The organism is Azotobacter armeniacus (assembly GCF_054779355.1).
The window spans coordinates 17,824-43,299 of record NZ_BAAGYK010000136.1 but is presented as its reverse complement, the minus strand read 5'-3'; the positions used below and the strand labels follow the sequence as shown (position 1 = coordinate 43,299).

The following is a 25,476-nucleotide window of genomic DNA, read 5'->3' as shown; positions in this document are numbered from 1 at the left end:
GCTGCGCAGAATCCAGAAGTTGCCGGAGCTGGTGAGATCGTTTTTCCGCCACCCGGACTGCCGATATACAGCAGCATGACATTACTTTTTAAAAGATTAGTAACTTCGTTATGCTCCGCCGGAGCCCCGTGCTGGGTATAACTGATTTTTTCTGTTTTTTCGGCGATTGATTCCACATCATTTACGTTTCCCTACGCTGATGGTGAATATTGTTGGGTAACTACTATTCGACACCAAATGGTGTGAACAAACACACCATCTGGTGCATAACATTCCCTTGGCAATGCTGGCAACCTCCTTGTAGGCTGCGGCCTCCAGCATGAGGCTGGTGCCTTTTCGGGGAGTTATACACCATGGACGGCAAGCCCCGGTTGCTGGACCGGCTGCGCGAGCAAATCCGTATCCTTCATTATTCGATCCGTACTGAAGTTGTCCAATGAATGAAACAGTACCCGCCATACCCGTCCAAGCGGATGGCCACGCCCCTTCCTACTACGTCGCCACGGCTGGCCCACTGCCGGCGTTTCCGACGCTGGAGGGCGAGCTGCGCGCAGACGTGTGCGTGGTCGGCGGCGGCTTCAGCGGGCTAAACACCGCCCTCGAGCTGGCCGAGCGCGGCTTCTCGGTGGTTCTGCTGGAGGCCCGCGTGCTCGGCTGGGGGGCCAGCGGGCGCAACGGCGGGCAACTGATCCGCGGGCTCGGCCACAACCTCGAGCGCTTCCGCCCGCTGCTCGGCGCGGACGGCGTCCGCGCGCTGAAGCGGATGGGCCTGGAGGCACTGGAGATCGTCCGCCGGCGGATCGAGCGCCATGCCATCGACTGCGACCTGATCTGGGGCTACTGCGACCTGGCCACCCGGGCGCAGCATGTCGAGCAGTTCCAGGCAGAGTGCGCCGAGCTGCGGGCGCTCGGCTACCGCCACGAACTGCGCCTGCTGGAGGCCGGACAGATGCATGAGGTGATCGGCTCCGGACGCTACTGCGGCGGACTGCTGGACCGGGGCTCGGGCCATCTGCATCCGCTCAAGCTGTTGCTCGGCGAGGCCGCCGCGGCGCAGTCGCTTGGTGTGCGCCTGTTCGAGCGCTCGGCGGTGACGAAGATCGATCACGGCCACGAAGTCTGCGTGCACACGGCCCGCGGCCGGATCCGCGCCGCCAGCCTGGTGCTCGCCTGCAACGCGCATATCGGCGACCTCGAACCGGCGCTGGCCGGCCAGGTGCTGCCGGCCGGCAGCTATCTCATCGCAACCGAGCCGCTCTCCCCCGCCCTGGCCGCCGAGCTGCTGCCGCAGAACCTGGCGGTCAGCGACCAGCGCGTCGTGCTGGACTACTTCCGGCTGTCTGCCGACCGCCGCCTGCTCTTCGGCGGTGCCTGCCACTATTCCGGGCGCGACCCGCGGGACATCACCGCCTACATGCGGCCGAAGATGCTCAAGGTGTTCCCCCAGCTGGCCGGGGTGCGGATCGACTACCAGTGGGGCGGGATGATCGGCATCGGCGCCAACCGCCTGCCGCAGATCGGCCGCCTGGCCGGACAGCCCAACGTCTATTACGCCCAGGCCTATTCTGGCCACGGGCTGAACGCCACCCATCTGGCCGGACGGGTGCTTGCCGAGGCCATCGCCGGGCAGCACCGCCACGACTTCGATCTGTTCGCCCGGGTGCCGCACCCCACCTTCCCCGGCGGCCCGCGCCTGCGCGCGCCGCTGCTGGCCCTGGGCATGCTCTGGTATCGGCTCAAGGAGCTATGCTGAAACCCAGCGCTCGGACGTGATGACGTAATCGGGAGGCCTGATGTACGCCCGCCTTTTGTGCTGGTCGTACTCTGCCTCGCCGGCTGCTCCAGCCCGGCCCCACGGCCTCCCAGCCAGGCGCTGCCGGCCGAGGGCTCCCGGCTCGGAGAAGCCATCGAGAGGCTGGCCGAAACGCATCCCACCGGGCAATCCGGCTTCCGCCTGCTGGCCAACAGCGGCGAGGCCTTCGCCGCCCGCGCCGAGCTGATTCACACGGCCCAGCGCAGTATCGACCTGCAATATTACCTGGTCCACGACGGGCTCAGCACCCGCCTGCTGCTCGAGGAACTGCTGCAGGCCGCCGATCGTGGCGTACGTATCCGTATCCTGCTCGACGACACGACCAGTGATGGTCGCGACCAGCAGATCGCCCTGCTCGCCGCCCATCCGAACATCCATTTCCGTCTGTTCAATCCGCTGCATCTGGGTCGGATCAACGGGGTCACCCGCAGCCTCGGGCGCCTGATGCACCTCGCCCGACAGCACCGCCGCATGCACAACAAGCTCTGCCAGCGTGGCCATCGTCGGCGGGCGCAACCTCGGCGACGAGTACTTCGACGCCAAGCCGGAGCTCAACTTCACCGACATCGACCTGCTCGGCGCACAACTGGCGCCAGACCTGCAGGAGGTCTCCCCGGAGCTGTTGATGATCTCTGCCTACTTCGTGCCCACCGGGGACGAGCTCATCTACCTGACCACCCGGGCCGACCACAGCGTCGACATCCGCCTGCTGACCAACTCACTGGAAGTCACCGATGTGCCGGCCGTGCACGGCGGCTATGCTGCGTACCGCGTCCCCCTGCTGGAGCATGGCGTGCGCCTGTTCGAGATGCGCCGGCAGGGCGATCGCCAAGGGTCAGGCTAGCACTGGAGCAGCTCGTCGGCCTCTGCCCTGCACAACAAGGCAGTGATCCTCGACCGGCGCAAGGTGTTCATAGGCTCGCTCAACTTCGATCCCCGCTCGCTGCTGTAGAACACCGAGGTCGGCGTGCTGGTGGACAGCCCCGCGCTGGCCGAGCGGATGCGAGAGCTGACCCTGGAGGGAATGCAACCGACGATCAGCTACGAGGTGCGCCTGGTCGAGCGGCTGATCTGGCTAGCCGAGGACAATGGCCGCCGCTACGAACTGGAAACAGAAGCCGGCAGCTTCTGGCGCCATTTCAATGCCTGGCTGGCGGGGCTGATCGGCTTGGAAAATATGCTCTAACCGGCGTGGGCAAAGCTATACGGCCTCGTCGGGAACCGTACGGCGCATCTCCAGCAGAAGGAAGCCGGCTGCGCCAACGGCCATGAACAGCGGCAGTGCATGACTGCTCAGCCATTGGCTGGCCGCGCCGGTGGTCAGCGGTCCGAGCAGGCAGCCGATGCCCCACAACTGGGCCACATGGGCGTTGGCGCGGACCAGCGCCGCATCGCGGAAGCGCTCGCCGACGAGGATCAGGGCCAGGGTGAACAGCCCACCCGCGCTGGCGCCGAACAGGATCAGCAGCGGCCAGATGAAGGCGCTCTGCAGCAATGGTGGAACAGCCAGGCTGACCAGCAGCAGGACCAGACCGCAGGCGCGGAACAGGGCCTTTCGCGGCACCCGGTCGGCAAGCCAGCCGAGCGGAAGTTGCAGCAGTGCATCGCCGATCACCACCGTGCTGGCCAGGCGCAACGCGGTCGCCTGGTCCAACCCCTGGCGCAGGCCGTAGATCGGCAGCAGGGTGAGGATCATCGCCTCGAAGGCGGCGAACAGCACCACCGCCCAGGCCACCGTCGGCAGGCGCCGACAGAACTCCGCCAGGCCGCGCCCAACGCCGTGCCGGGCGTCCATCTGCGGCGCACCACGGCGCCCGAGCAGGAGCAGCGCGCCGCCGAGCATGAGCAGCACCGCAGTCCAGAAACCGGCATTCCCGGCGGTCCCCAGCCGAGCCAGCAGCAGCGGACCGGACAGCTGGCTCAGCGCATAGCCGGTGCCGTACAGCGCCACCAGCCGACCACGCCAGGCCTCCACGGCCAGTTGGTTGATCCAGCTCTCGCCGAGGATGAACACCAGGGTCAGGGTCACACCGAGCCACAGGCGCAGCACCAGCCATAGCGGATAGCTCGGCAGCAGGGCCAGCAGCGCCACGGACAGTGCCCCGGCGAGCAGACTCAGGCGCATCAGCCGCGCCGCGCCGAAGACCGTCGCCAGGCGACCGGCCAGGGACGCGCCGAGCAGCACGCCGAAGCCCGGCATCGCCGCCATCACGCCAATGGCGAAGGCACCATGGCCCCAGCCCTCCAGGCGCAGCGAGACCAGCGGCAGGCTCATCCCGAGGGCCAGCCCGACACTGATCACCGCCGCACAGACGGCGCAGTAACTGGCCCAGGGCATGGGAGCCACTACCGGGGCCGGCATGCGTCCCGGGCGGGCCACGTCAGGAAATCGCCCTCACAGCTTGATCCAGGTGGCCTTAAGCTCGGTGTACTTGTCGAAGGCATGCAGCGACTTGTCACGGCCGTTGCCGGACTGCTTGAAGCCACCGAACGGTGCGGTCATGTCGCCGCCGTCGTACTGATTGATCCACACGCTGCCGGCACGCAGCGCCCGGGCGGTGCGGTGGGCCTTGGACAGGTCGCGGGTCCAGAGCGCCGCAGCCAGGCCATAGCTGCTGTCATTGGCGATCCGCACGGCCTCCTCCGGGGTGTCGAAGGCGATCACCGAGAGCACGGGGCCGAAGATCTCCTCCCGGGCGATCTTCATGGCGTTGCTCACCCCGTCGAAGACCGTCGGCTCGACGTAGGTGCCGCCGGTCTCCTCGAGGATGCGCTTGCCGCCGGTCAGCAGGCTGGCGCCCTCGCTCTGCCCGGCCTCGATGTAGCCGAGCACGGTATCCAGCTGCTGGCGGTCCACCAGGGCGCCGACGCTGGTCGCCGGGTCCAGCGGATGACCGGGCTGCCAGGCCTTCAGCGCCTCCAGCAGCAGCGGCAGGAACGCATCCTTGATCGAGCGTTCGACCAGCAGGCGCGAGCCGGCGGTGCACACCTCGCCCTGGTTGAAGGCGATGGCGCCTGCCGCAGCCTCGGCGGCGACCCTGAGGTCCGGTGCGTCGGCGAAGACGATGTTCGGACTCTTGCCGCCGGCCTCCAGCCACACGCGCTTCATGTTCGACTCGCCGGCATAGACCATCAGCTGCTTGGCGACCCGGGTCGAGCCGGTGAACACCAGGCAGTCGACGTCCATGTGCAGCGCCAGCGCCTTGCCCACGCTGTGGCCGTAGCCCGGCAGCACGTTGAGCACGCCGGGCGGAATGCCTGCCTCGAGCGCCAGCCGGGCGAGGCGGATGGCGGTCAACGGCGACTTCTCCGAGGGCTTGAGGATCACCGAGTTGCCGCTGGCCAGCGCCGGACCGAGCTTCCAGCAGGCCATCAGCAGCGGGAAATTCCACGGCACTATGGCCGCCACCACGCCGATCGGCTCGCGGGTGACCAGGCCCAGCTCGTCGTCGGGGGTCGCGGCCACCTCGCCGTAGAGCTTGTCGATCGCCTCGCCGCTCCAGCGCAGCGCGCGTGCTGCGGCCGGCACGTCGATCTTCAGCGCATCCTTGATTGGCTTGCCCATATCCAGGGTTTCCAGCAAGGCCAGCTCCTCACGGTGGGTTTCGAGCAGTTCGGCCAGGCGGATCATCACCGCCTTGCGCCTGGCCGGCGCCAGGCGCGACCAGCGGCCGCCCTCGAAGCTCCGGCGCGCCGCCGCCACCGCCTGGTCGGCATCGGCCGCGGCGCAGCTGGCCACCTGCGCCAGCAGGCGGCCGTCGATCGGGCTCAGGCAGTCGAAGGTCGCACCGTCGGCGGCCGCCAGGTACTGGCCGTCGACGAAGGCGCGACCCTCGATGGTCAGGCTGCGGGCACGCTCTTCCCAGTCGGTGCGCGTCGGGGTGTTCATGGGAGCATCCTCTCGTCAATGGAGCGATCGAAACACCCTACCCTCCGCATCCAGGGCTTTCAATACGGGCGCGGAGCCCGGAAACGCAGAAGCCCGCCGGGAGGCGGGCTTCTTGGGCAGCCGGATCAATTACTTGATCTTGGCTTCCTTGTAGATCACATGCTTGCGCACGACGGGATCGTACTTCTTGATCTCGATCTTGTCGGGGGTGGTGCGCTTGTTCTTGTCGGTGGTGTAGAAGTGGCCGGTACCGGCGCTGGACACCAGACGGATCAGTTCACGCATGATTCAGCTCCTCAAACCTTTTCGCCGCGAGTACGCAGCTCGGCCAGTACAACGTCGATACCGCGCTTGTCGATGATACGCATGCCCTTGGCGGAAACGCGCAGACGCACGAAACGCTTCTCGGACTCGACCCAGAAGCGGTGATGCTGCAGGTTCGGCAGGAAACGACGGCGGGTTTTGTTGTTCGCGTGGGAAATGTTGTTCCCGGTAACCGGACCCTTACCGGTCACTTGACAGACTCTCGACATGCCTCAGCCCTCAAAAACCACATGCCCAACCCGGCATGGGTTGGCCGCTTATCTTTCAGTCATTCGGCGCCCGGCGATTCGTGCGAAAGGCTTCCGCACGCCTGCTGCGCCACGATTCATCGGGGTCTGACCGGCTGTCACTGCCAACGCAGGAAGCGGGCCCCTAGAAAAGAGCGCTGCTTTATATCAGAAAGCCTCCCATTGGGCAAGAATTGCAGGGGCTCGCGCAGAGCCGGCGCATGGCCGGGCGCTCCTTTCGACGCAGGGTTCCGGAGAGGAGGACGCATGTCCCACATGCGACCTCAGTCCATGCGAATGCGAATCCGGAAGGCGGCCCCGCCAAACTCCGAATCGCCCAGGCCGAGTTCGCCGCCATAGCTATCGAGGATGTCCTGCACCACGGCCAGCCCGATCCCCTGCCCCGGATGCTGGGTATCCAGGCGCTCGCCCCGGCGCAGGATGTGTACCCGCTGCTCGGGAGGAATGCCGGGACCATCGTCCTCGATATCCAGCAGCAGTTCGTCGGCAACCATCACGCAGACCCGTATCCGCTGCTGGCATAGCCGATAGGCATTTTCCAGCAGATTGCCGAGCAGCTCCATCAATGCGCCCCGCTCCATCGGCACCAGGCATTCGCGGGGAAGCCGCAGCTCCACCCGGACCGGCTTGTCCCGGTACACCTTGTCCAGCGTACTGCAGAGGCTTTCCAGAAGCGGGCGCAATTCCACCCGGTGGCGAACCAGCCCGCTCTTTCCAAGACTGGCCCGCTGCAGCTGATAGTCGATCTGTTGGCTCATGCGCTCGATCTGTGCCTGCATGACCTGAGCCTGCCCTCGCTGCCGGGGTTGGCTGGCGGCCACTTCGCAGACGCCCTGCAAAACGCTCAGCGGTGTTTTCAGACTGTGGGCCAGGTCCCCGAGGGAGTTCCGATAACGCTCCCGCTGGCGTCGCTCGCCGTCCAGCAGGCGGTTCAGCGACCCGGTCAGACGCAGCAGCTCCTGGGGATGGCGCTCGCTCAGCCGCTCCCGCTGCCCGGCTTCGACCTCGTCGAGTTCGGCGCCAAGCCGGCGCAGCGAGCGGAAGCCCCAGGTCAATCCCATCCAGAGCAGCACCAGCAGGACCAGCAGGCCTCCGCCAAGCCAGCGGTACAGCTGCCGGAGAAACTCGCGAAGCAGCCCCTGGTAGTCGCTGGTCGGCTGCATGGCGACGAAGCTATAGGCGAAATCATCGCGACTGGCAAGGCGAAGCTCCACGTCGTAGACGAAGAACTCCAGGCCTTCCGCGTCATGAATGCGCAGGAACTCGGTGATGCCCCCCTGGAACAACGGCCGATACTCGATGGACTCGTCCTCGGCTGAGCGCGAGCGCCAGACCAGTTCGCCATGGCGGTCATAGATGTAGCCGAGCACCCTGGCATCTGGCAGGTTGAACTCCTCGTCCGGGAGCCTGTCTGGCATGACCAGGCGCCCATCATCCAGCCCGGCAGCACTGATCAGCGTCGCGGCGTCCGCCGCCAGCCGCTTTTCGATCATGCCCTCGAGGGTTCGACTGAACGCCTCCTGCAAGGCCGCCAGCAGGGCCAGCATGAAGAGCAAGGCCAGGCAGGCCGCCCCGGTCATCAGGCGCATGCGCAGCGACAGGGGAGTCCCGGCCTCGGCTCGGCGCCACGGCCAGCGCCAGCGACGACGGCTCACCTGCAGCGCTCGGTGAACAGGTAACCGTGGCCGCGGACCGTCTCGATCGGTTTCAGGCCGGCATGCGTCTCCAGCTTGCGGCGCAAGCGCCCGACCAGCACCTCGATGACGTTCGGATCGCGCTCTTCGTCATCCGGATACAGCTGCTCCATGAGCCGTTCCTTCGCGACCACCTGCTGATGGTGACGCATCAGGTATTCGAGGATCCGGTATTCATAGGCCGTCAGGGCCAGGGGCCCGCCCCCGATGGAGGCTTGCCGGCGATTGAGGTCGAGGCGGAGCGGACCAGCCTCAATGCTGGCCTGGGTGAAGCCACACGAACGACGCAGCAGCGCATTCATGCGGGCCTCCAGCTCCTCGAAGTGAAAAGGCTTCACCACATAATCGTCGCCACCGGCAGCCAGGCCCTCCACCTTGTCCTGCCAGTTCCCGCGGGCCGTGAGGATCAGGATGGGGAGTTGCCGGCCATTGCTGCGCAGCTGGCGAATCAGGTCCAGCCCACCGATGCCCGGCAGGCCAAGGTCGATCACTGCCAGGTCGTAACGGTATTCGCCGGCCTGGTACAAGGCCTCCTCGGCATTGGCAACCGCACCGACCACATGACCGGCCTCCACAAGGCGTGTCTGTAGATGGTGACGCAACAGTGCCTCATCCTCCACCACCAGCAATCTCATACTCCTGCTCCTGTGCGGATGACCGGACGGCGGGCCGGTCATCCGCACAATCCGGATCAAAAGTGGTAGTTGCCCCCAGGTAGGCTTGCTTGCTGCTGTGCAGATCGATCGACCCCAGCTTGGGGCCGCCATGCTGCTTGACTTCGGTCGACGCATTACTTGCACAGGTAGCGGAAACTGTCCTCGAGCGAGGACTGGTCCGTCACGGGCTGGAGGACACCGGCCTGCAGGCCGGCCATGATATCGCTGTCGCGGCTGTGACCCGGCGAGTTCTGCTCCAGTTTGGTCAGCCCGAGGGTAGCGCCGCCGAACAGGCGGGTCGTCGCTCCGGGGATGAACAGGTCGGCGGGGAGAAACATATCATCATAGCTGCCGAGCAGGTTATTCTGGCGAAGCTTAAGGGCGCGGTGGTAGTCGTCCGAAACGTACTCGTAAGTGGTGTAGTAGCGGCTTTCCTCCTTGATGCGGCCGACGCGCAGGCCCCAAGTACCGCTGTTCTTGATCACATCATCCCATTTCTTCGGCTCGCCCATGTTCCGATGCAGCGAGTTGCTGCGCTCCATGTTGTTGGTGGTTTCGCCCAGGGTGATGCCGACAAAGTAGTCATCGGCCTGGGCGCCGGCGGCGACAACACCGAGCAGGCTGCAAGGGGTAGGAAAGACAGCTTGTTCATCGCGGAACTCCCGGTACGGATAGTTGGCTAAGCGACTTCCGCCATCTATCCTGCATCCCGACCACTGAACCTCGACTGAACCCTGTCTGAACCTGTGCTGAACGACCGGTGAAGGTGGGGCGCAACAGGCAGATCGCCCCACGCCCCCAGCAACCGGCCAGCCGATGCGCCGCCCCCTGCCCCCCAGGCGTCTAATAGCACCCCTCTCAAGGTCTTTGAGTAAACTCCCCCCGGCAGTCGATGGCATCGATCGGCGACCAGCCCACCAGGATCAACGGATGCTTGAGCGACCCCAGCAGGGCGCGGCGCATGGCCCAGTAGAACAACCCCCGCTCGGCCTGCAGCTGCCGGTTGCCGAGCAGGCGGTCGACCCGCTTGATCGCATGCCTGGGATAGGCAGAGCCGGGCAGGAAGCGCCCCAGCGCAGTCAGGCTCAGGCTACGGCCTTGCAGCAGGGCGGCCACCGCGGCCATCAGGGCTTCGAGGCGGCGGGCATGGATCGTGGGGAGTGCCTTGGCGAAGGCGGCGTGCAAGAAGTGGACGGTCTGCATGGGTATGGGGACATCGGTCAGTTTGGCGACAACCAACGTGCCCGCCCATGCAGGCCTCTTCAAGCCCTATGCTTTTGATTTTTCGGGAAAATTTCTGGGGATCACTCAGAGACAAATCCCACTAAGTGCTCGAGCGAAATTTCCCCGGGCTTTCTGCTGTTCCGAACCAGACCAACCCCTGTATTTCAGTGGCTTGCACGGGCAATGCAGGGGAAAAATATCGGATTATTTTTCTTCGAGCACTTACAAGGAGGTAATTAAACAGGACGACGAGAGCTGCTAAGGCTGCACCGCCTGCGGTAATTGTGAATGCAGAGTGGACGAGGGAGAATCCAGACAGACCTAGCGTGAATGAGATGATTGAGCTAGAGAGTTGCGCGAGCCGCACTTGAAGATGAGAGACAACCTGCTCCAACTTTAGCCAACTGACCTTGAATGCGTTCAGGCACGTAACGAGCGATCCAAGGCCAAGAAGGCCGATAAATACCAACCCGAAGGCGCTGAAGGAAACAAAGTCGGAGAACAGTGCATCTGCCCACGAATCTCTAGGTGCGATACCGCTCCCTTTCAAATGGTATTGCACAACCATCAGCCACCCAACGACTGCACCACAGATGCCGAAGAACGGAAAATCTTTGCGAACCTCCTAGTACAGGGCTCCGACGACGGCCTTGATCCAGTAGCGCGACAAACCCCGTACTTCCAGTGCGGGGAAGGATAGCGTGGGCTGCGAAGCGGCCCTATACTCTGACCTGTACGCATAGCCAGTATTTTTCATGCTCAGACGCCAAGCCTTCAAGTTCCGCATCGAGCCAACCGGCGAGCAGCAGCGCAAGCTGCGGCAATTCGCAGGCATGACCCGGTTCGTGTTCAACAAGGCGCTGGCACTCCAGCAGGCCAACCGCGAGGCCGGCGAGAAGTACATCGGCTATGTCCCGATGGCCAAGCAGCTCACGGCCTGGCGCAACAGCGATGAAACGCCGTGGCTGAAAGAGGCTCCGGTACATCCACTGCAACACGCCCTCAAAGACCTCGACCGGGCCTACCAGAACTTCTTCGCCAAACGCGCCGACTTTCCCCGCTTCAAGAAACGTGGCCAGCACGACAGCTTCCGCTATCCCGACCCAAAACAGATCAAGCTCGACCAGGGCAACCGCCGGATTTTCCTGCCCAAGCTGGGCTGGCTGCGATACCGCCACAGCCGGCCCGTGCTGGGCACCGTCAAGAACGTGACGGTCAGCCTCGGCGCCGGCCACTGGTACGTCTCGATCCAGACGGAGCGCGAGGTCGCGATTCCGCTCCACGCCTCCCCGCTGGCGGTCGGCATCGACCTGGGGGTGGTGCGCTTCGCCACGCTCTGGGATGGGCACAAGGAAACCGTGCTGGAACCGCTGGGCAGCTTCGCCCGGCACCAGCATCGGCTGGCCAGGGCCCAGCGGCAGATGGCCCGCAAGACCAAGTTCGGGCGCAACTGGCTCAAGGCCAAGGCTCGGGTCCGGCGCATCCACCGCCAGATCGTCAACGCCCGCAACGACTACCTGCACAAAGCGTCACACGCCATCAGCAAAAGCCACGCGCTGGCGTGTGTCGAGGATCTGCAGGTCAGCCACATGAGCCGGTCGGCCAAGGGCAGCGCCGAGCGGCCCGGCAAGAACGTTCGGCAGAAAACCGGGCTCAACCGCTCGATCCTGGACCAGGGGCTGGGGCGAGTTTCGCCGCCAGCTCGACTACAAGGCTCAGTGGGCCGGTGGCTGGCTGGTGGCCGTGCCGCCCCGGCACACCAGCCAGCAGTGCCCCGAGTGCGGACATACTCACGCCGACAATCGCCAGACTCAATCGTTGTTTCTCTGTGTGGCCTGCGGCCACAGCGAGAACGCCGACCGGGTGGCGGCCAGGAACATCCGTGAGCGCGGATTGAAAACGCTCGAAGGGCAGGACCATGCCCGGCTCGCCTGTGAAGTGAACGGTGCTGTCAAGCCGTCAGCAGCACGACTGCATGGATGCAGGAGGTAGAGCGACGCAGGAGGCCAAAGCCGAGGAACCCGCCGAAGCGACGACGCGGCGAAAGCCGCCTAGCGCCGTAGGAATCCCCGCCCTTCCAGCTTGGCTGCGAGCGAAGCGAGAGGGCGGGGAGGATGTCAATTCTGCGTCCATTGCCTTGCGGCCTCTAATTATCCAAGCGGTGCATAACATTCCTTGTCATTCTCGCTCTCCCTGTCCAGGCTGCGGGTTTCGTGGTCACGGTGACCGCGTTGGGAGTTATGCACTATGGACGGCAAGCCCAGGCTGCTCGATCGGAGGCGCGACCGGATTCGCGTCAGACAATACTCCATCCGCACCGAGCAGGTCTATTGCGAGTGGGTGAAGTAGTTCATATACCTTCACCGATATCGCCATCCGCTTGAAATGGGTACAGCGGAAGGGAAGGATAACCAAGGCAGATGGCTTCCCTCGTAGCAACGCCTTGGCGGCAAGCGAAGCATTTTCCAGGGAAACTGCTCCAGAATAACCCCCTTCGCCGGAATACCCCGCCCGTCAGCCGCTTCAGGAGCTCTGCATGCGTCTCGCCCTCCTTCCCCTGTTGTTCGCCCCGCTGCTGGCCCAGGCCGCCAGCCTCGTCGTCTGCACCGAGGCCAGCCCGGAGGGATTCGACGTGGTGCGCTACAACTCGCTGACCACCACCAACGCCTCCGCCGACGTGCTGATGGACCGCCTGGTCGAGTTCGATCCGCGAAGCGGCGAGCTGCGGCCCGGCCTGGCGCAGGACTGGCAGGTTTCCGCGGACGGCCTGGTCTACGAGTTCCGCCTGCGCGAAGGCGTGGCCTTCCACCGCACGCCCTGGTTCACCCCGAGCCGGACGCTGACCGCCGAGGACGTGCTGTTCAGCTTCCGGCGTATGCTCGATCCCGACCACCCCTGGCACGGGACGGCGCCGAGCGGCTATCCCCACGCCCAGTCGATGCAGCTCGCTGCGCTGATCGAAAAGGTCGAGGCCGCCGACCCGTTGCGGGTGCGCTTCACCCTCGCCCGTCCCGACGCCACTTTCCTCGCCACCCTAAGCATGGGCTTCGCTTCCATCTATTCCGCCGAGTACGCCGCCCGGCTGCTGGCCGCCGGAACACCGGAGAAGCTCGACAGCCAGCCGGTCGGCACCGGCCCCTTCGTGCTCAAGCGCTACCAGAAGGATGCGCTGGTGCGCTACGTGGCCCATCCCGATTACTTCGCAGGCCCGCCCGCGGTCGACGGACTGATCCTGGCCATCACCCCGGACGCCAATGTGCGCCTGCAGCGCCTGCGCCGCGGCGAGTGTCAAATCGCCTTGTCGCCGAAGCCGCAGGACGTGCGCGCGGCGCAGGACGACCCGACGCTCGAGACGGTCGCCACCCCGGCCTTCATGACCGCCTTCGTCGCCCTCAACAGCCAGCACCCGCCGCTGGACAGGCCTGAGGTGCGCCAGGCCATCAACCTCGCCTTCGACAAGGTCAGCTACCTGAAAGCGGTGTTCGAAGACAGCGCGCAGCCCGCCGACGGCCCCTATCCGCCGACTACCTGGAGCTACGCCGCCGACCTGCCGGTCTACCCCCACGATCCGGCCCGGGCCCGCGAACTGCTGACCAAGGCCGGGCTGGCGGAAGGCTTCAAAACCACTATCTGGACACGCCCGGCAGGCAGCCTGCTCAACCCCAACCCCGCGCTCGGCGCCCAGCTGCTGCAGGCCGATCTCGCCAGGATCGGCATTCAGGCGGAGATCCGGGTGATCGAATGGGGCGAACTGATCCGCCGCGCCAAGGCCGGCGAGCACGACCTGCTGTTCATGGGCTGGGCTGGCGACAACGGCGATCCCGACAACTTCCTCACCCCGCAGTTCGCCTGCGCCTCGGTCGAGTCGGGACTGAACTTCTCCCGCCATTGCGACGCACGACTGGACCGCCTGATCGCCGAGGGCAAACGCAGCAGCGAACAGGCGCAGCGCATTCGGCTATACAAGGAGGCACAGCAGTTGATCCGCGAGCAGGCGCTTTGGCTGCCGCTGGCCCACCCCACCGCCGCCGTGCTGATCCGCAAGGGCGTAGAGGGCTACCAGGCCAACCCGTTCGGTCGCCAGGACTTCAGCAAGGTGCAGTTGGACAAGTGAGGGCGGCGCAGAGCCGGTGATCGACAGAGAGAAAACCCGCGAAGGCGGCAGCTGCACTGCCGCTGGCAGGTAACGCTGCGCGATTACCCTCCCTACGGGGGGAAGGAATTACGCCTGGATCGAGCCCTTGAGCTTGTTCAGAGCGCTCTTCTCCAGCTGGCGGATGCGCTCGGCGGAGACCTTGTACTTGGCAGCCAGGTCGTGCAGCGTGGCCTTCTCCTCGGCCAGCCAGCGCTGGTAGAGAATGTCGCGGCTGCGCTCGTCGAGCCCCTCCAGCGCCTCGTGCAGGTTGGCCGTGGAGCTATCGCTCCAGTCGGCCTCCTCCAGCTGGCGCGCCGGATCGTAGCGCTGGTCTTCCAGGTAATGGGCCGGCGCCTGAAAGGCGCTGTCGTCGTCGGCATCGGTCGCCGGATCGAAGGCCATGTCCTGGCCGCTCAGGCGGCTTTCCATCTCGCGCACTTCATGCGGCTCGACGCCCAGGCTCTCGGCCACGGCATCGACTTCGTCGTTGTTCAGCCAGGCCAGGCGCTTCTTCTGGCTGCGCAGGTTGAAGAACAGCTTGCGCTGCGCCTTGGTGGTGGCGACCTTGACGATGCGCCAGTTGCGCAGGATGAACTCGTGGATCTCGGCGCGGATCCAATGCACCGCGAAGGACACCAGACGCACGCCCATTTCCGGATTGAAGCGCTTGACCGCCTTCATCAGGCCGACGTTGCCCTCCTGGATCAGGTCGGACTGGGCCAGACCGTAACCGGAGTAGCTGCGGGCGATGTGGACGACGAAACGCAGGTGCGCCAGCACCATCTGCCGTGCGGCTTCCAGGTCCTGCTGGTAGTAGAGACGGCCGGCCAGTTCGCGCTCCTGTTCGAGCGTCAGCAGCGGGATGCTGTTGACCGCATGCACGTAGGCCTCCAGGTTGGCGCCGGGGACCAGGGCAGAAACAGGTTGCAGGGAATTGGTCATGCGAATCCTCCGATTCACTGGGAATGGGCAGTGTAGCATCGGAGGATTCGACTGCAAGCCGTCGTAAAAGCTCCGTTACAGACCGGCCGAACCGCCTGCGCGATCAGCGCGGCGCCAGCTCGCTCAGGTGCCGCGCCACCGCCAGCCAGGCGCCGACATAGCCGAGCAGGATGGCACCCAGCAGCAGCGACAGGCCATCCTCCAGCGACACCCCGCCAAGGGCGAAATCGCTGCCGTAAAGCCCCGCCAGACGCAGCACCGCCGCATTCAGCCAGTCGAGCCCGTAGACCAGCACCAGCCAGGCCAGCAGCCCGGCGCCACAGCCGTACAGCGTGCCCATGTAGAGGAAGGGCCGGCGCACGTAGCCGTCGGTGCCGCCGACCAGCTTGATCACCTCGATCTCGCTGCGGCGGTTCTCGATGTGCAGGCGGATGGTGTTGCCGATCACCAGCAGCAGGGCCAGCACCAGCAGCAGGGTGAGGCCGAAGACGAAACGCTCGCCGAGCGCGAGGATCGCGCCGAGGCGCTCGACCCAGAGCAGGTCGAGCTGCGCCAGCTGCACGCCGGAGAAGTCCTCGAGCTGCAGGCGCAGGGCCTCGAGACCGGCCTTGTCGATCTCCCGAGGCGTGACCAGGATCACCCCGGGCAGGGGGTTCTCCGGCAGCCCCCGTAGCGCCTCGCCGAGCCCGGACTGGCGCTGGAACTCCTCCAGCCCCTGCTCGCGGCCGATCCACTCGGCCTCGGCCACCTCCGGCAGCGCGGCGATCCGCGCCCGCAGGCGCTCGCCAGCCGCATCGTCCACTTCCAACTGCATGAACAGTGAAATCTGCGCGGCGCGCTGCCAGGAACCGCCGAGCCGCTCGATGTCGTCGAGCAGCAGCGACAGCCCCATGGGCAGGCTGAGAGCGACGGCCATCGCCAGGCAGGTGAGGAAGCTGCCCAGCGGCTGCCGGCCAAGCCGGCGCAGGCTGTCGACCAGGCTGGCGCAGTGGCTGTCCAGCCAGGCCACCAGCAGCGTGGAAAAATCCGGCTCGTCGCTCTTCACCTCAGGCCTGGGCAGGGCACCGACCCGTTCGGACGGCCGCGGCTCTGGCGTGTGGAACTCGCTCATCGAGCGGCCTCCCCGTCGCCGATCAGGCGACCGCGTTGCAGGGTAAGCAGGCGCTGGCGCATGCGCGCGATCAGCGCCAGGTCGTGGCTGGCGATCAGCACCGTGGTGCCGAGGCGGTTGATGTCCTCGAACACCTTCATGATTTCCGCAGCCAGCCGCGGGTCGAGGTTGCCAGTGGGCTCGTCGGCCAGCAGCAGGGCCGGCTGGTGGACTACTGCACGGGCGATGCCGACCCGCTGCTGCTGGCCGGTAGAAAGGTCGGCGGGGAAGCCCTCGGCCTTGTCCTGGAGGCTGACCCGTTCCAGGGCTAGCAGGGTGCGCCGGGCGATCTCGTCCTTGCTCAGGCCGAGGATCCGCAGCGGTAGGGCAACATTGTCGAACACGCTGCGGTCGAACAGCAGCTGGTGGTTCTGGAACACCACGCCGATCTGCCGGCGCAGGAAGGGGATCTGCGCGGTGGTGATGCTCGACAGGTCCTGCCCGGCCAGCAGCAGCCGGCCGCTGGTCGGACGCTCCATGGCCAGCAGCAGGCGCAGCAGGGTGCTTTTGCCGGCGCCGGAATGGCCGGTGACGAAGAGGAACTCGCCATGCCGCACGTGGAAGCTAAGTTCGTGCAGGCCGACATGGCCGTTGGGATAGCGCTTGCCGACCTGTTCGAAGCGGATCATTGCGCCGGCTTCTCCGCGAACAGCGCGCGGACGAATTCCTCGGCGACGAAGGTGCGCAGGTCGTCGACGCCCTCGCCGACACCGATGTAGCGGATCGGCAGGCCGAACTGCTTGGCCAGGGCGAAGATCACCCCGCCCTTGGCAGTGCCGTCCAGCTTGGTCAGCGCCAGACCGGTGACCTCTACCACCTGGTTGAACTGCTTCGTCTGGCTGATGGCGTTCTGCCCGGTACCAGCATCCAGCACCAGCAGCACCTCGTGGGGCGCCGCATCGTCCAGCTTGCCGAGCACCCGGCGGACCTTCTTCAACTCCTCCATGAGATTGTCCTTGGTGTGCAGGCGGCCGGCGGTATCGGCGATCAGCACGTCCATACCGCGCGCCTTGGCGGCCTGCAGGGCATCGAAGATCACCGAGGCGGAATCCGCGCCGGTGTGCTGGGCGATCACCGGAATCCGGTTGCGCTCGCCCCACACCTGCAGCTGCTCGACGGCGGCGGCGCGGAAGGTGTCGCCGGCGGCGAGCATGACCTTCTTGCCGTCCTGCTGCAGGCGCGCGGCCAGCTTGCCGATGGTGGTAGTCTTGCCGACGCCGTTGACGCCGACCACCAGGATCACATAGGGCCGATGCCCGGAGTCGAGCGCCAGCGGCTGCTCGACCGGCTTGAGCAGTGCGATCAGCTCCTCCTGCAGGGCGCTGTACAGTGCCTCGCTGTCGGCCAGCTCCTTGCGTGCCACCCGCTGGGTCAGGCTCTGGATGATCGCTGTGGTGGCCTCGACGCCGACGTCGGCGAGCAGCAGGCGGGTTTCCAGCTCCTCCAGCAACTCGTCGTCGATCGCCTTCTGGCCGAGGAACAGGCTGGCCATGCCTTCGCCGAGATTGGAACCGGTCTTCGCCAGGCCCTGGCGAAGGCGGGCGAAGAAACCGGACTTGTTCAGCCGCGGCGCGGGCTGTGCGACGGGTGCCGGCGGTTCGGCCTCGACCGCCGGCAGCGGCTCGGGCTCGCTCGCGGGCGCGGCTGCCGGGGCGGGCAGCGGCGCGCTGCGCCAGCGGCTGGAGAAGACCACCTCCTCTTCGGGCTCGGCAGCCTGGCCGGCCTCGTTTGCCACCGCCGGCTCCGACGCGAGCTGCACAACGACCGGTGCCTCCGGCGCAACGCTCTGCTGGGGCTCCTCGGCGGCCGGCGGCTGCGCCTCGAGAACCGGCAGCCGCGGCTCGGCCTCGTCCGGGCGGGGGGCTTCGGCGATCTCTGTCGGCGGCGGCTCGGTGCCGACCTCCTGGATCTCTTCCTCGGGGGCAGGCGCCGGCGCGGGTTGCTCCTTCTTGCGGAACCAGCCGAACAGGCTTTTCTTCTCTCCGGCCTCGACCGGCTTCTTGTCGTCGTTTGAACCAAACATGGAGACGGCTTTCTCACGGGGACGATGAGACCGGCGGGCTTGGCCGCCGGCGAAACGGATAGGTATCCTAGCACCTCCCCGCCCGCCGGGCTAAGCTCGCGGGCCGCCCCACAGGTCCGATATCAATGAACGTGATCTCCCGCCATGCCGCCGCCCTGCTGCTCGGCATGCCGCTGACGGCACTGGCCGCCGCTCCCCAACCGACCCACGAATACACTCTGGACAATGGCCTCAGGGTCATCGTCCGCGAGGACCATCGCGCCCCGGTGGTGGTCTCGCAGCTCTGGTACAAGGTCGGCTCCAGCTACGAGACGCCCGGCCAGACCGGCCTCTCCCACGTCCTCGAGCACATGATGTTCAAGGGCAGCCGCAAGCTCGGCCCCGGCGAGTCCTCGCGAATCCTCCGCGAACTGGGCGCCGAGGAAAACGCCTTCACCAGTGATGACTACACCGCCTACTACCAGGTACTGGCACGCGACCGCCTGCCCGTGGCCCTCGAACTGGAGGCCGACCGCCTGGCCAGCCTGCGCCTGCCGCCGGAAGAGTTCGACCGCGAGATCGAGGTGGTCAAGGAGGAGCGCCGCCTGCGCACCGACGACCGCCCCAGCGCCCAGGCCTACGAGCGCTTCAAGGCCATGGCCTACCCGGCCAGCGGCTACCGCACCCCGACCATCGGCTGGATGGCCGACCTCGACCGGATGAGCGTCGACGACCTGCGCGCCTGGTACCAGACCTGGTACGTGCCGAACAACGCCACCCTGGTGGTGGTCGGCGACGTCACCGGCGACGAGGTGAAGCACCTCGCCGAACGCTATTTCGGCGCCATACCAGCCCGCCCGCTGCCGATCGCCAAACGCCCGCTGGAGCCGGCCGAACCAGGCGAGCGGCGCCTCGTGCTGAACCTCAAGGTTCAGCTGCCGAGCCTGCTGTACGGCTTCAACGTGCCCGGCCTGGCGACCGCCGAGAATCCCCGCGAGGTCCATGCGCTGCGCCTGATCGCCGGCCTGCTCGACGGCGGCTACAGCGCGCGCATCCCGGCTCGCCTGGAGCGCGGCGAAGAGCTGGTGTCCGGCGCCGGCGCCGGCTACGACGCCTACGTGCGCGGCGACAGCCTGTTCCTCCTCAACGCCACGCCCAACGTGCACAAGGGCCGCACCCTGAAAGACGTCGAAGCCGGCCTCTGGCGCCTGCTCGACGAACTCAAGGAAACCCCGCCGACGGCCGAGGAACTGGAGCGCGTGCGCGCCCAGGTCATCGCCGGCCTGGTCTACGAGCGCGACTCCATCGCCCGGCAGGCGACCACCATCGGTCAGCTGGAAGCCGTGGGCCTGTCCTGGCAACTGATCGACGAGGAGCTGGCCGCCCTGGAAGCGGTCACCCCGCAGGACATCCAGGCCGCCGCGCGCCGCTACTTCACCCGCTCGCGCCTCACCATCGCGCACACCCTGCCCGAGGAGGCCAAACATGACTGAGCGCAACCGCCTGAGCTACGGCCTGATCGGCCTGACCCTGCTGCTTCTGCTCGGCCTGCTGGCCTGGTTCGCCAACCTGCCGCCGCGCCCGGCCGCCCCCACCGGCGAAGCGCCCGCCGGCCCGGCCCGACTGGAATCCCTGGCCCAACTGAACGGCAAGCCACCGGTCCATCGCACCCTGGACATCCAGAGCTGGCGCACCGCCGAAGGCGCCCGGGTGCTCTTCGTCGAGGCCCGCCAGTTGCCGATGTTCGACCTGCGCCTGACCTTCGCCGCCGGCAGCAGCCAGGACGGCGACATCCCCGGCCTGGCCCTGCTGACCAACGCCATGCTCAACGAAGGGGTGCCCGGCAAGGACGCGACCGCCATCGCCGAGGGCTTCGAGAGCCTTGGCGCCCAGTTCGGCAACGGCGCCTACCGCGACATGGCCATCGCCAGCCTGCGCAGCCTGAGCGATTCGGCCAAGCGCGAGCCGGCACTGCAACTGTTCCGCGAAGTGCTCGGCCGGCCGGACTTCCCCGCCGATGCCCTGGCACGGATCAAGAACCAGCTGCTGGCCGGCTTCGAGATGCGCAAGCAGAGCCCCGGCAAGCTGGCCAGCCTGGAGCTCAACCGCCAGTTGTTCGGCACACACCCCTACGCCCACCCGAGCGACGGCGACACCGAGTCGATCGCGACGATCGGCCGCGACCAGCTGCAGGCCTTCCACACCCGCGCCTACAGCGCCGCCAATGCGGTCATCGCGCTGGTCGGCGACCTCTCCCGCGGCGAGGCCGAAACCATGGCCGCGGCCATCTCCGCCGCGCTGCCGGCGGGGCCGGCGCTGGTCAGGCCGGCCGATCCGGCACCGCCCAAACCGGGCCTGCAGCACATCGAATACCCCTCCCAGCAGACCCACCTGATGCTCGCCCAGCTCGGCATCGCCCGCGACGATCCGGATTACGCGGCGCTCTATCTGGGCAACCAGATCCTCGGCGGCGGAGGCTTCGGTGCCCGGCTGATGGAGGAGGTGCGCGAGAAGCGTGGGCTGACCTACGGGATCTACTCCGGCTTCACCCCCATGCAGGTGCGCGGCCCCTTCATGATCAACCTGCAGACCCGTGCCGACTACAGCCAGGGCACCCTGGAACTGGTGCAGAAGCTGGTCCGCGAGTTCATCGCCGAGGGACCGACGGAGAAGGAGCTGAAGGACGCCAAGCGCGAGCTGATCGGCAGCTTCCCGCTGTCCACCGCGAGCAACGCCGACATCGTCGGCCAGCTCGGCGCCATCGGCTTCTACAACCTGCCGCTGAACCACCTGGAGGTCTTCCTGCAGCAGGTCCAGGCACTCACCGTCGAGCAGGTGAAGACGGCCATGACCAGGCACATCGATCCGGACGGCTTCGTCGTGGTCAGCGCCGGCCCGACCGTCGAGCAGAAACCGCTGCCGCCGCCGACCACGCCCGTCGAGCGCCCGGCCGCCATACCGGAGCACTGAATGCGCCAGCCCTCTCGATCTTCCCGCCCGGCCGCCCGCCCCCACGGCGGCCAGGGCCAGTTGCGCATCATCGGCGGCGAGTGGCGTTCGCGCCGTTTCGCCTTCCCCGAGGCGCCGGGCCTGCGCCCGACGCCCGACCGGGTCCGCGAGACCCTGTTCAACTGGCTGGCGCCTTATATCGAAGGCGCCCGCGTGCTCGACCCCTTCGCCGGCAGCGGCGCGCTCTATCTGGAAGCCCTGTCGCGCGGCGCCGGCCAGGCGCTGGCCCTGGACCTCAACGGCGAGGCCATCGCCAGCCTGCGCCGGCACCTCGACAGCCTGCGCTGCGGCAATGGCCAGCTGCTGCAGGGCGACGCTCTGCGTTACCTGGAACAGCAGTCGCCGAGCGCCTTCGACGTGGTGCTCCTCGACCCACCGTTCCACCGCGACCTGCTGACGCCCGCCTGCCGGCTGCTCGAGGAACGTGGCTGGCTGGCCCGGGAGGCCTGGATCTACACTGAGAGCGAAGCCCCGCCCTCCGGCCTCGGTCTGCCGGGCAACTGGCGCCTGCACCGGGAAAAGCAGGCCGGCCAGGTGTATTACGCGCTGTGGCAGAGGACTGGCTGAAGCGCCAAGCAACCCTTGGCGATGTCATGGACGAACCTACGGGTTCCGACGATGAACGACGCGCCCTTCTGCCCCGCCTGGTGGCTGCCCGGTCCACACCTGCAAACTCTGTGGGGACCGCTGTGCCGCAGGCTGCCGCAACTGGAACGCCACCGCGAGCGTCTGTGGCTAGCGGATGGCGACTTCCTCGACCTCGACTGGCACGGCCCGGACGATCTACGGGCGCCGCTGGTGCTGGTGCTGCACGGACTGACCGGCTCCTCCCGCTCGCTCTACGTGCTCGGCCTGCAGCAGGCCCTGGCCGCCCGCGGTTGGGCCAGCGTGGCGCTGAACTGGCGCGGCTGCTCCGGTGAACCCAACCGGCTGCCGCGGGCCTACCACTCCGGCGCCAGCGACGACCTCGCCGCGGCCATCGTCCACCTGCGTCGGCTGCGCCCGCAAGCTACGCTCTATGCGGTCGGCTACTCCCTGGGCGGCAACATACTGCTCAAGCATCTCGGCGAAAGCGGTGCGGACTGCGCTCTGCAGGCGGCCGTGGCGGTGTCGGTGCCGTTTCGCCTGGATCAGTGCGCCGACCGCATCGGCCAGGGCTTGTCGCGGCTCTACCAGGCGCACTTCATACGAGCCATGCGCCTCTACGTGGAGGACAAGCAGCGCCAGTTCGCCCGTCTCGGCCAGGCCGAGCACCTCGCCACGCTGGAGCGCCTCGGCCCGCTGCAGGGCCTGCGCACCTTCTGGGAGTTCGACGGACGCATCACCGCGCCGCTGCACGGCTTCGCCGATGCCGGCGACTACTACCGGCGCGCCTCCAGCCGCTATTTCCTCGCCGCCATCCGCGTGCCGACGCTGCTCATCCAGGCCGCCGACGATCCCTTCGTGTCTCCCCACAGCCTGCCGCAGCCGCACGAGCTGTCGACGAGCATCCATTTCGAGCTGCAGGCCGGAGGTGGCCATGTCGGCTTCATCGAGGGCCCGCCGCACCATCCAGGCCATTACCTGGAGCGACGCATCCCCGCCTGGTTGGCGGTATCCCGCGCTGAGCTCCGGCCCGGCTTGGCCGCGAGGGACGGCTGAGCTACCATCCGGGCCTCCATGAACCCGCCAAGGACGCCGTGATGAACCGCGTAATCTACCCGGGAACCTTCGACCCCATCACCAAGGGACATAGTGATCTGGTCGAGCGCGCCGCGAAGCTGTTCGACCACGTGATCATCGCGGTGGCCGCCAGCCCGAAGAAGAACCCCCTGTTTCCCCTCGAAAAACGCGTCGAGCTGGTCCGGGAAGTCACCCAGCACCTGCCCAACGTCGAGGTGGTGGGCTTCTCCAGCCTGCTCGCGCAGTTCGCCCGGGACCAGAAGGCCAATGCGCTGCTGCGCGGCCTGCGCGCGGTGTCCGACTTCGAATACGAGTTCCAGCTGGCCAACATGAACCGCCAGCTGGCACCGGAGGTGGAAAGCCTGTTCCTCACTCCCTCGGAAAAGTACTCCTACATCTCCTCCACCCTGGTCCGGGAAATCGCCGCGCTGGGCGGCAACATCGAACAGTTCGTGCATCCCGCAGTGGCCGTCGCCCTGCGCGAGCGCTTCCGTACCTGACGGGCTGCCCGGCGGGACGTGCACTGCGGGCGCCGATGCGGCACAATTCGCCCCCTGTCGTTGTCCCAGTGCCGCGGCCCCGCCCGCGGCAGGAGCCTTGCATGTCCCTGAAGATCACTGACGATTGCATCAACTGCGACGTCTGCGAACCCGAGTGCCCGAACGGCGCAATTTCTCAGGGGGAAGAGATCTACGTGATCGACCCCAACCTGTGCACCGAATGCGTCGGCCACTACGACGAACCCCAATGCCAGCAGGTCTGCCCGGTAGACTGCATCCCGCATGACGAGAGCCACGTCGAGAGCCGCGAAGAACTGATGCAGAAGTACCTGATCATCACCGACAAGGCCTGATCGGTGGGCGGCGACGGAATGCCTGCCTTTTCGCGCCAGTTCCGCCGGCTCCTCGCCGGCCTGGCGCTGCTGGCCTTCGCCACGGCGCTCCAGGCGCAGACTCCCGGCCGCGCCGCCCTCGCCACACCCCATCCGCTGGCCGGCGCCGCCGGGCGGGAAATTCTCGAGGCCGGCGGCAACGCCTTCGATGCTGCCGTGACGATCGCCGCCAGCCTGGCGGTGGTCGAGCCCTACGGCTCCGGCCTCGGCGGCGGCGGCTTCTTCCTGCTGAGAACCAGCCAGGGCGAGGCGCCGGCCCGCTACCGCTTTCTCGACGCCCGCGAACGCGCGCCCCTCGCCGCCCATGCCGAGCTCTACGTGAGCGACGGCCGCGCACAGCCCCATCTGTCGCGCGACGGCGCCCTGGCCGCGGCGATTCCCGGCCTGCCGGCAGCGCTGGTCGAACTGGCCACACGGCACGGTCGCCTGCCCCTGGCGGACAGCCTGGCGCCGGCGATCCGCCAGGCACGCAACGGCTTCCCCATCGACCGTGTCTACCGGCAGCGCGCGCACTTCCGCCTGAGCGCCCTGCGTGACGACCCGGAGAGCGCCCGGCTGTTCCTCGACGATGGCGAGATCCCCGCCGAGGGCCGGCGGCTGCGCCAGCCGGAGCTGGCCGAAAGCCTGCAGCGCCTCGCCGAACAGGGGCACGATGGCTTCTATGCCGGCGTCACCGCCGAGCGGCTGGTCGCCGGGGTCCGGGCCGCCGGCGGCATCTGGAGCCAAGAGGATCTGGCGCGCTATCAAGTGGCCGAGCGCGAGCCGCTGCGCTTTTCTCTGAACGAAGGGCGCGAACTGATCAGCGCGCCACCGCCCTCGGCCGGCGGCATCGCCCTGGCGCAGAGCCTCGGCATGCTGGAACACCTGCCCTGGCAGGCGGCCGACCGCGTGCAGCGCAGCCATTACGTGGTGGAGGCGCTGCGCCGCGCCTTCCGTGACCGCGGCCTGCTCGGCGACCCGGACTTCGTCGCCAACCCCGTCGCACGGCTGCTCGCCCCTGCCTACCTGCGCGAACAGGCCGCCTCCATCGACCCGCAGCGGGCCACCCCCAGCGCCAGCCTGCCGCCGGCGCCGGCCTGGCGCGAAGGCGAGCACACCACCCATTTCGCCGTACTGGACGATGAGGGCAACGCGGTAGCCGCCACCCTGTCGATCAACCTGCCGTTCGGCGCCGCCTTCAGCGTGCCGGGCACCGGGGTGCTGCTCAACGACGAGATGGACGACTTCGCCGCCGACCTGCAGGGCGCCAACGCCTACGGCCTCGCCGCCAGCTCGGCCAACGCCGTCGCCGCCGGCAAGCGCCCGCTGTCCAGCATGAGCCCCACCTTCCTCGACAGCCCCAGCGAGTTCGCCGCCTTCGGCACCCCCGGCGGCAGCCGCATCCCCGGCATGGTGCTGCTGGCGGTGCTGGAATACTTCGACGGCCAGCCGATCCAGCGCTGGCCGGCGGTGCCGCGCTACCACCACCAGTACCGGCCGGATGTCATCGAGCACGAGCCGGATGTCTTCGACGCCGCGGAAATCGCCGAACTGCAGGCCCGCGGCCACACCCTGAAAGTGCGCGAGCCCTACGGCAACCAGCAGGTGCTGCGCTGGGACAAGCGCAGCGGCGAGGTCGAGGCGGCCAGCGACCCGCGGGGGCTGGGCCGTCCGGACTACCTTCTCGCCCCGCACTGAACCGCCTCCGCCCGGCCGCTGCGGCACGCCCGTACTGGCATCCGCACCGGCACTTGCTTAGCATGGCAACCATCCGTATCCAGCCCGTAGCCGCCCGAACCATGATCATTCGCCGCTCCTGCTCGTTCCTTCGCCTCCCCCTCCCCGCCACTTGCCGGG

At 67.1% G+C, this 25,476-nt stretch carries 19 protein-coding genes and 4 pseudogenes; 11 read left to right on the top strand and 12 right to left on the bottom strand.

What is annotated here, in order from left to right:
- Positions 1 to 436 precede the first annotated feature (436 nt).
- Together ACYVD0_RS18465 and ACYVD0_RS18460 are read left to right on the top strand one after the other, a co-directional pair.
- Complete coding sequence (locus tag ACYVD0_RS18465) at positions 437 to 1,753, top strand: NAD(P)/FAD-dependent oxidoreductase (RefSeq protein ID WP_460428164.1); 1,317 nt, start codon at positions 437 to 439, stop codon at positions 1,751 to 1,753.
- A 57-nt stretch (positions 1,754 to 1,810) separates the two neighbouring features.
- Positions 1,811 to 2,999, top strand: a pseudogene (locus ACYVD0_RS18460) (phospholipase D family protein).
- A gap of 15 nt (positions 3,000 to 3,014) precedes the next feature.
- Here ACYVD0_RS18460 and ACYVD0_RS18455 read toward each other — a convergent pair.
- The 8 genes and pseudogenes from ACYVD0_RS18455 to ACYVD0_RS18420 all read right to left on the bottom strand — a co-directional run.
- Positions 3,015 to 4,151: an MFS transporter gene (locus tag ACYVD0_RS18455; protein WP_460428163.1), complete on the bottom strand. Its 1,137-nt coding sequence runs from the start codon at positions 4,149 to 4,151 to the stop codon at positions 3,015 to 3,017.
- A gap of 57 nt (positions 4,152 to 4,208) precedes the next feature.
- Positions 4,209 to 5,702 carry an aldehyde dehydrogenase gene (locus ACYVD0_RS18450; RefSeq protein WP_460428162.1) on the bottom strand — a complete coding sequence of 498 codons (1,494 nt, stop codon included), beginning with the start codon at positions 5,700 to 5,702 and terminating at the stop codon, positions 4,209 to 4,211.
- Positions 5,703 to 5,831: 129 nt separating this feature from the next.
- The gene (gene rpmG / locus ACYVD0_RS18445) at positions 5,832 to 5,987 is read right to left on the bottom strand and encodes a 50S ribosomal protein L33 (protein WP_012703270.1); all 156 of its coding nucleotides are present in this window, start codon (positions 5,985 to 5,987) and stop codon (positions 5,832 to 5,834) included.
- Positions 5,988 to 5,998: 11 nt separating this feature from the next.
- Positions 5,999 to 6,235 carry a large ribosomal subunit protein bL28 gene (gene rpmB / locus ACYVD0_RS18440; protein ID WP_460428161.1) on the bottom strand — a complete coding sequence of 79 codons (237 nt, stop codon included), beginning with the start codon at positions 6,233 to 6,235 and terminating at the stop codon, positions 5,999 to 6,001.
- 302 nt (positions 6,236 to 6,537) lie between these two features.
- The gene (locus ACYVD0_RS18435; RefSeq protein WP_460428160.1) at positions 6,538 to 7,929 is read right to left on the bottom strand and encodes a sensor histidine kinase; all 1,392 of its coding nucleotides are present in this window, start codon (positions 7,927 to 7,929) and stop codon (positions 6,538 to 6,540) included.
- Positions 7,926 to 8,603, bottom strand: coding sequence for a response regulator (locus ACYVD0_RS18430; RefSeq protein WP_460428159.1), 678 nt, complete (start codon positions 8,601 to 8,603; stop codon positions 7,926 to 7,928). The genes ACYVD0_RS18435 and ACYVD0_RS18430 overlap by 4 nt, the downstream gene beginning before the upstream one ends.
- Positions 8,604 to 8,661: 58 nt before the next feature.
- Positions 8,662 to 9,244, bottom strand: a pseudogene (locus ACYVD0_RS18425) (hypothetical protein); the annotation flags it as partial.
- 274 nt (positions 9,245 to 9,518) lie between these two features.
- Positions 9,519 to 9,827, bottom strand: a pseudogene (locus ACYVD0_RS18420) (IS4 family transposase); the annotation flags it as partial.
- 776 nt (positions 9,828 to 10,603) lie between these two features.
- Here ACYVD0_RS18420 and ACYVD0_RS18415 point away from each other — a divergent pair.
- Together ACYVD0_RS18415 and ACYVD0_RS18410 are read left to right on the top strand one after the other, a co-directional pair.
- Positions 10,604 to 11,840, top strand: a pseudogene (locus tag ACYVD0_RS18415) (RNA-guided endonuclease InsQ/TnpB family protein).
- 544 nt (positions 11,841 to 12,384) lie between these two features.
- The gene (locus tag ACYVD0_RS18410) at positions 12,385 to 13,962 is read left to right on the top strand and encodes an ABC transporter substrate-binding protein (RefSeq protein WP_460428158.1); all 1,578 of its coding nucleotides are present in this window, start codon (positions 12,385 to 12,387) and stop codon (positions 13,960 to 13,962) included.
- Positions 13,963 to 14,070: 108 nt separating this feature from the next.
- Here the strand turns inward: ACYVD0_RS18410 and rpoH are convergent, their stop codons facing one another.
- The 4 genes from rpoH to ftsY all read right to left on the bottom strand — a co-directional run bounded on the left by rpoH (position 14,071) and on the right by ftsY (position 18,098).
- A complete protein-coding gene (rpoH, locus tag ACYVD0_RS18405; RefSeq protein WP_460428157.1) occupies positions 14,071 to 14,925 on the bottom strand; it encodes an RNA polymerase sigma factor RpoH in 855 nt (284 codons plus the stop codon).
- A 103-nt stretch (positions 14,926 to 15,028) separates the two neighbouring features.
- Entirely contained in the window at positions 15,029 to 16,036 is a 1,008-nt protein-coding gene (ftsX, locus tag ACYVD0_RS18400) for a cell division protein FtsX (protein WP_460428156.1), read from the bottom strand.
- A complete protein-coding gene (ftsE, locus tag ACYVD0_RS18395) occupies positions 16,033 to 16,704 on the bottom strand; it encodes a cell division ATP-binding protein FtsE (RefSeq protein WP_460428155.1) in 672 nt (223 codons plus the stop codon). The genes ftsX and ftsE overlap by 4 nt, the downstream gene beginning before the upstream one ends.
- Positions 16,701 to 18,098, bottom strand: a complete 1,398-nt coding sequence (ftsY, locus tag ACYVD0_RS18390) for a signal recognition particle-docking protein FtsY (protein WP_460428154.1) — start codon at positions 18,096 to 18,098, stop codon at positions 16,701 to 16,703. Before ftsY ends, ftsE begins: the two co-directional genes overlap by 4 nt.
- A gap of 125 nt (positions 18,099 to 18,223) precedes the next feature.
- Between ftsY and ACYVD0_RS18385 the strand changes: the two genes are divergently transcribed.
- From ACYVD0_RS18385 to ggt, 7 genes are all read left to right on the top strand, one after another.
- A complete protein-coding gene (locus ACYVD0_RS18385) occupies positions 18,224 to 19,570 on the top strand; it encodes a M16 family metallopeptidase (RefSeq protein ID WP_460428153.1) in 1,347 nt (448 codons plus the stop codon).
- Entirely contained in the window at positions 19,563 to 21,047 is a 1,485-nt protein-coding gene (locus ACYVD0_RS18380) for a M16 family metallopeptidase (RefSeq protein ID WP_460428152.1), read from the top strand. Before ACYVD0_RS18385 ends, ACYVD0_RS18380 begins: the two co-directional genes overlap by 8 nt.
- A complete protein-coding gene (rsmD, locus tag ACYVD0_RS18375) occupies positions 21,048 to 21,653 on the top strand; it encodes an RsmD family RNA methyltransferase (RefSeq protein WP_460428151.1) in 606 nt (201 codons plus the stop codon).
- A gap of 51 nt (positions 21,654 to 21,704) precedes the next feature.
- A complete protein-coding gene (locus ACYVD0_RS18370; RefSeq protein WP_460428150.1) occupies positions 21,705 to 22,727 on the top strand; it encodes a YheT family hydrolase in 1,023 nt (340 codons plus the stop codon).
- Between the two features lie 41 nt (positions 22,728 to 22,768).
- Complete coding sequence (gene coaD, locus ACYVD0_RS18365) at positions 22,769 to 23,248, top strand: pantetheine-phosphate adenylyltransferase (RefSeq protein WP_460428149.1); 480 nt, start codon at positions 22,769 to 22,771, stop codon at positions 23,246 to 23,248.
- 101 nt (positions 23,249 to 23,349) lie between these two features.
- A complete protein-coding gene (locus tag ACYVD0_RS18360; protein WP_460428148.1) occupies positions 23,350 to 23,601 on the top strand; it encodes a 4Fe-4S dicluster domain-containing protein in 252 nt (83 codons plus the stop codon).
- Positions 23,602 to 23,619: 18 nt separating this feature from the next.
- Positions 23,620 to 25,317 (top strand): gamma-glutamyltransferase, encoded by a 1,698-nt coding sequence (gene ggt / locus ACYVD0_RS18355; protein WP_460428147.1) that lies wholly within the window; start codon positions 23,620 to 23,622, stop codon positions 25,315 to 25,317.
- Positions 25,318 to 25,476 lie beyond the last annotated feature (159 nt).

Excerpts from the sequence above, each read along its gene's own strand:
- ACYVD0_RS18380 (WP_460428152.1), top strand. The coding sequence starts at position 19,563 with ATGACTGAGCGCAACCGCCTGAGCTACGGCCTGATCGGCCTGACCCTG.
- ACYVD0_RS18410 (WP_460428158.1), top strand. The coding sequence starts at position 12,385 with ATGCGTCTCGCCCTCCTTCCCCTGTTGTTCGCCCCGCTGCTGGCCCAG.
- ftsY (WP_460428154.1), bottom strand. The coding sequence starts at position 18,098 with ATGTTTGGTTCAAACGACGACAAGAAGCCGGTCGAGGCCGGAGAGAAG.
- ACYVD0_RS18360 (WP_460428148.1), top strand. The coding sequence starts at position 23,350 with ATGTCCCTGAAGATCACTGACGATTGCATCAACTGCGACGTCTGCGAA.
- coaD (WP_460428149.1), top strand. The coding sequence starts at position 22,769 with ATGAACCGCGTAATCTACCCGGGAACCTTCGACCCCATCACCAAGGGA.
- ftsE (WP_460428155.1), bottom strand. The coding sequence starts at position 16,704 with ATGATCCGCTTCGAACAGGTCGGCAAGCGCTATCCCAACGGCCATGTC.
- ACYVD0_RS18455 (WP_460428163.1), bottom strand. The coding sequence starts at position 4,151 with ATGCCCTGGGCCAGTTACTGCGCCGTCTGTGCGGCGGTGATCAGTGTC.
- rpmG (WP_012703270.1), bottom strand. The coding sequence starts at position 5,987 with ATGCGTGAACTGATCCGTCTGGTGTCCAGCGCCGGTACCGGCCACTTC.
- rsmD (WP_460428151.1), top strand. The coding sequence starts at position 21,048 with ATGCGCCAGCCCTCTCGATCTTCCCGCCCGGCCGCCCGCCCCCACGGC.
- ACYVD0_RS18450 (WP_460428162.1), bottom strand. The coding sequence starts at position 5,702 with ATGAACACCCCGACGCGCACCGACTGGGAAGAGCGTGCCCGCAGCCTG.
- ACYVD0_RS18385 (WP_460428153.1), top strand. The coding sequence starts at position 18,224 with ATGAACGTGATCTCCCGCCATGCCGCCGCCCTGCTGCTCGGCATGCCG.
- ACYVD0_RS18465 (WP_460428164.1), top strand. The coding sequence starts at position 437 with ATGAATGAAACAGTACCCGCCATACCCGTCCAAGCGGATGGCCACGCC.
- ggt (WP_460428147.1), top strand. The coding sequence starts at position 23,620 with ATGCCTGCCTTTTCGCGCCAGTTCCGCCGGCTCCTCGCCGGCCTGGCG.
- rpoH (WP_460428157.1), bottom strand. The coding sequence starts at position 14,925 with ATGACCAATTCCCTGCAACCTGTTTCTGCCCTGGTCCCCGGCGCCAAC.
- ftsX (WP_460428156.1), bottom strand. The coding sequence starts at position 16,036 with ATGAGCGAGTTCCACACGCCAGAGCCGCGGCCGTCCGAACGGGTCGGT.
- ACYVD0_RS18430 (WP_460428159.1), bottom strand. The coding sequence starts at position 8,603 with ATGAGATTGCTGGTGGTGGAGGATGAGGCACTGTTGCGTCACCATCTA.
- ACYVD0_RS18370 (WP_460428150.1), top strand. The coding sequence starts at position 21,705 with ATGAACGACGCGCCCTTCTGCCCCGCCTGGTGGCTGCCCGGTCCACAC.
- rpmB (WP_460428161.1), bottom strand. The coding sequence starts at position 6,235 with ATGTCGAGAGTCTGTCAAGTGACCGGTAAGGGTCCGGTTACCGGGAAC.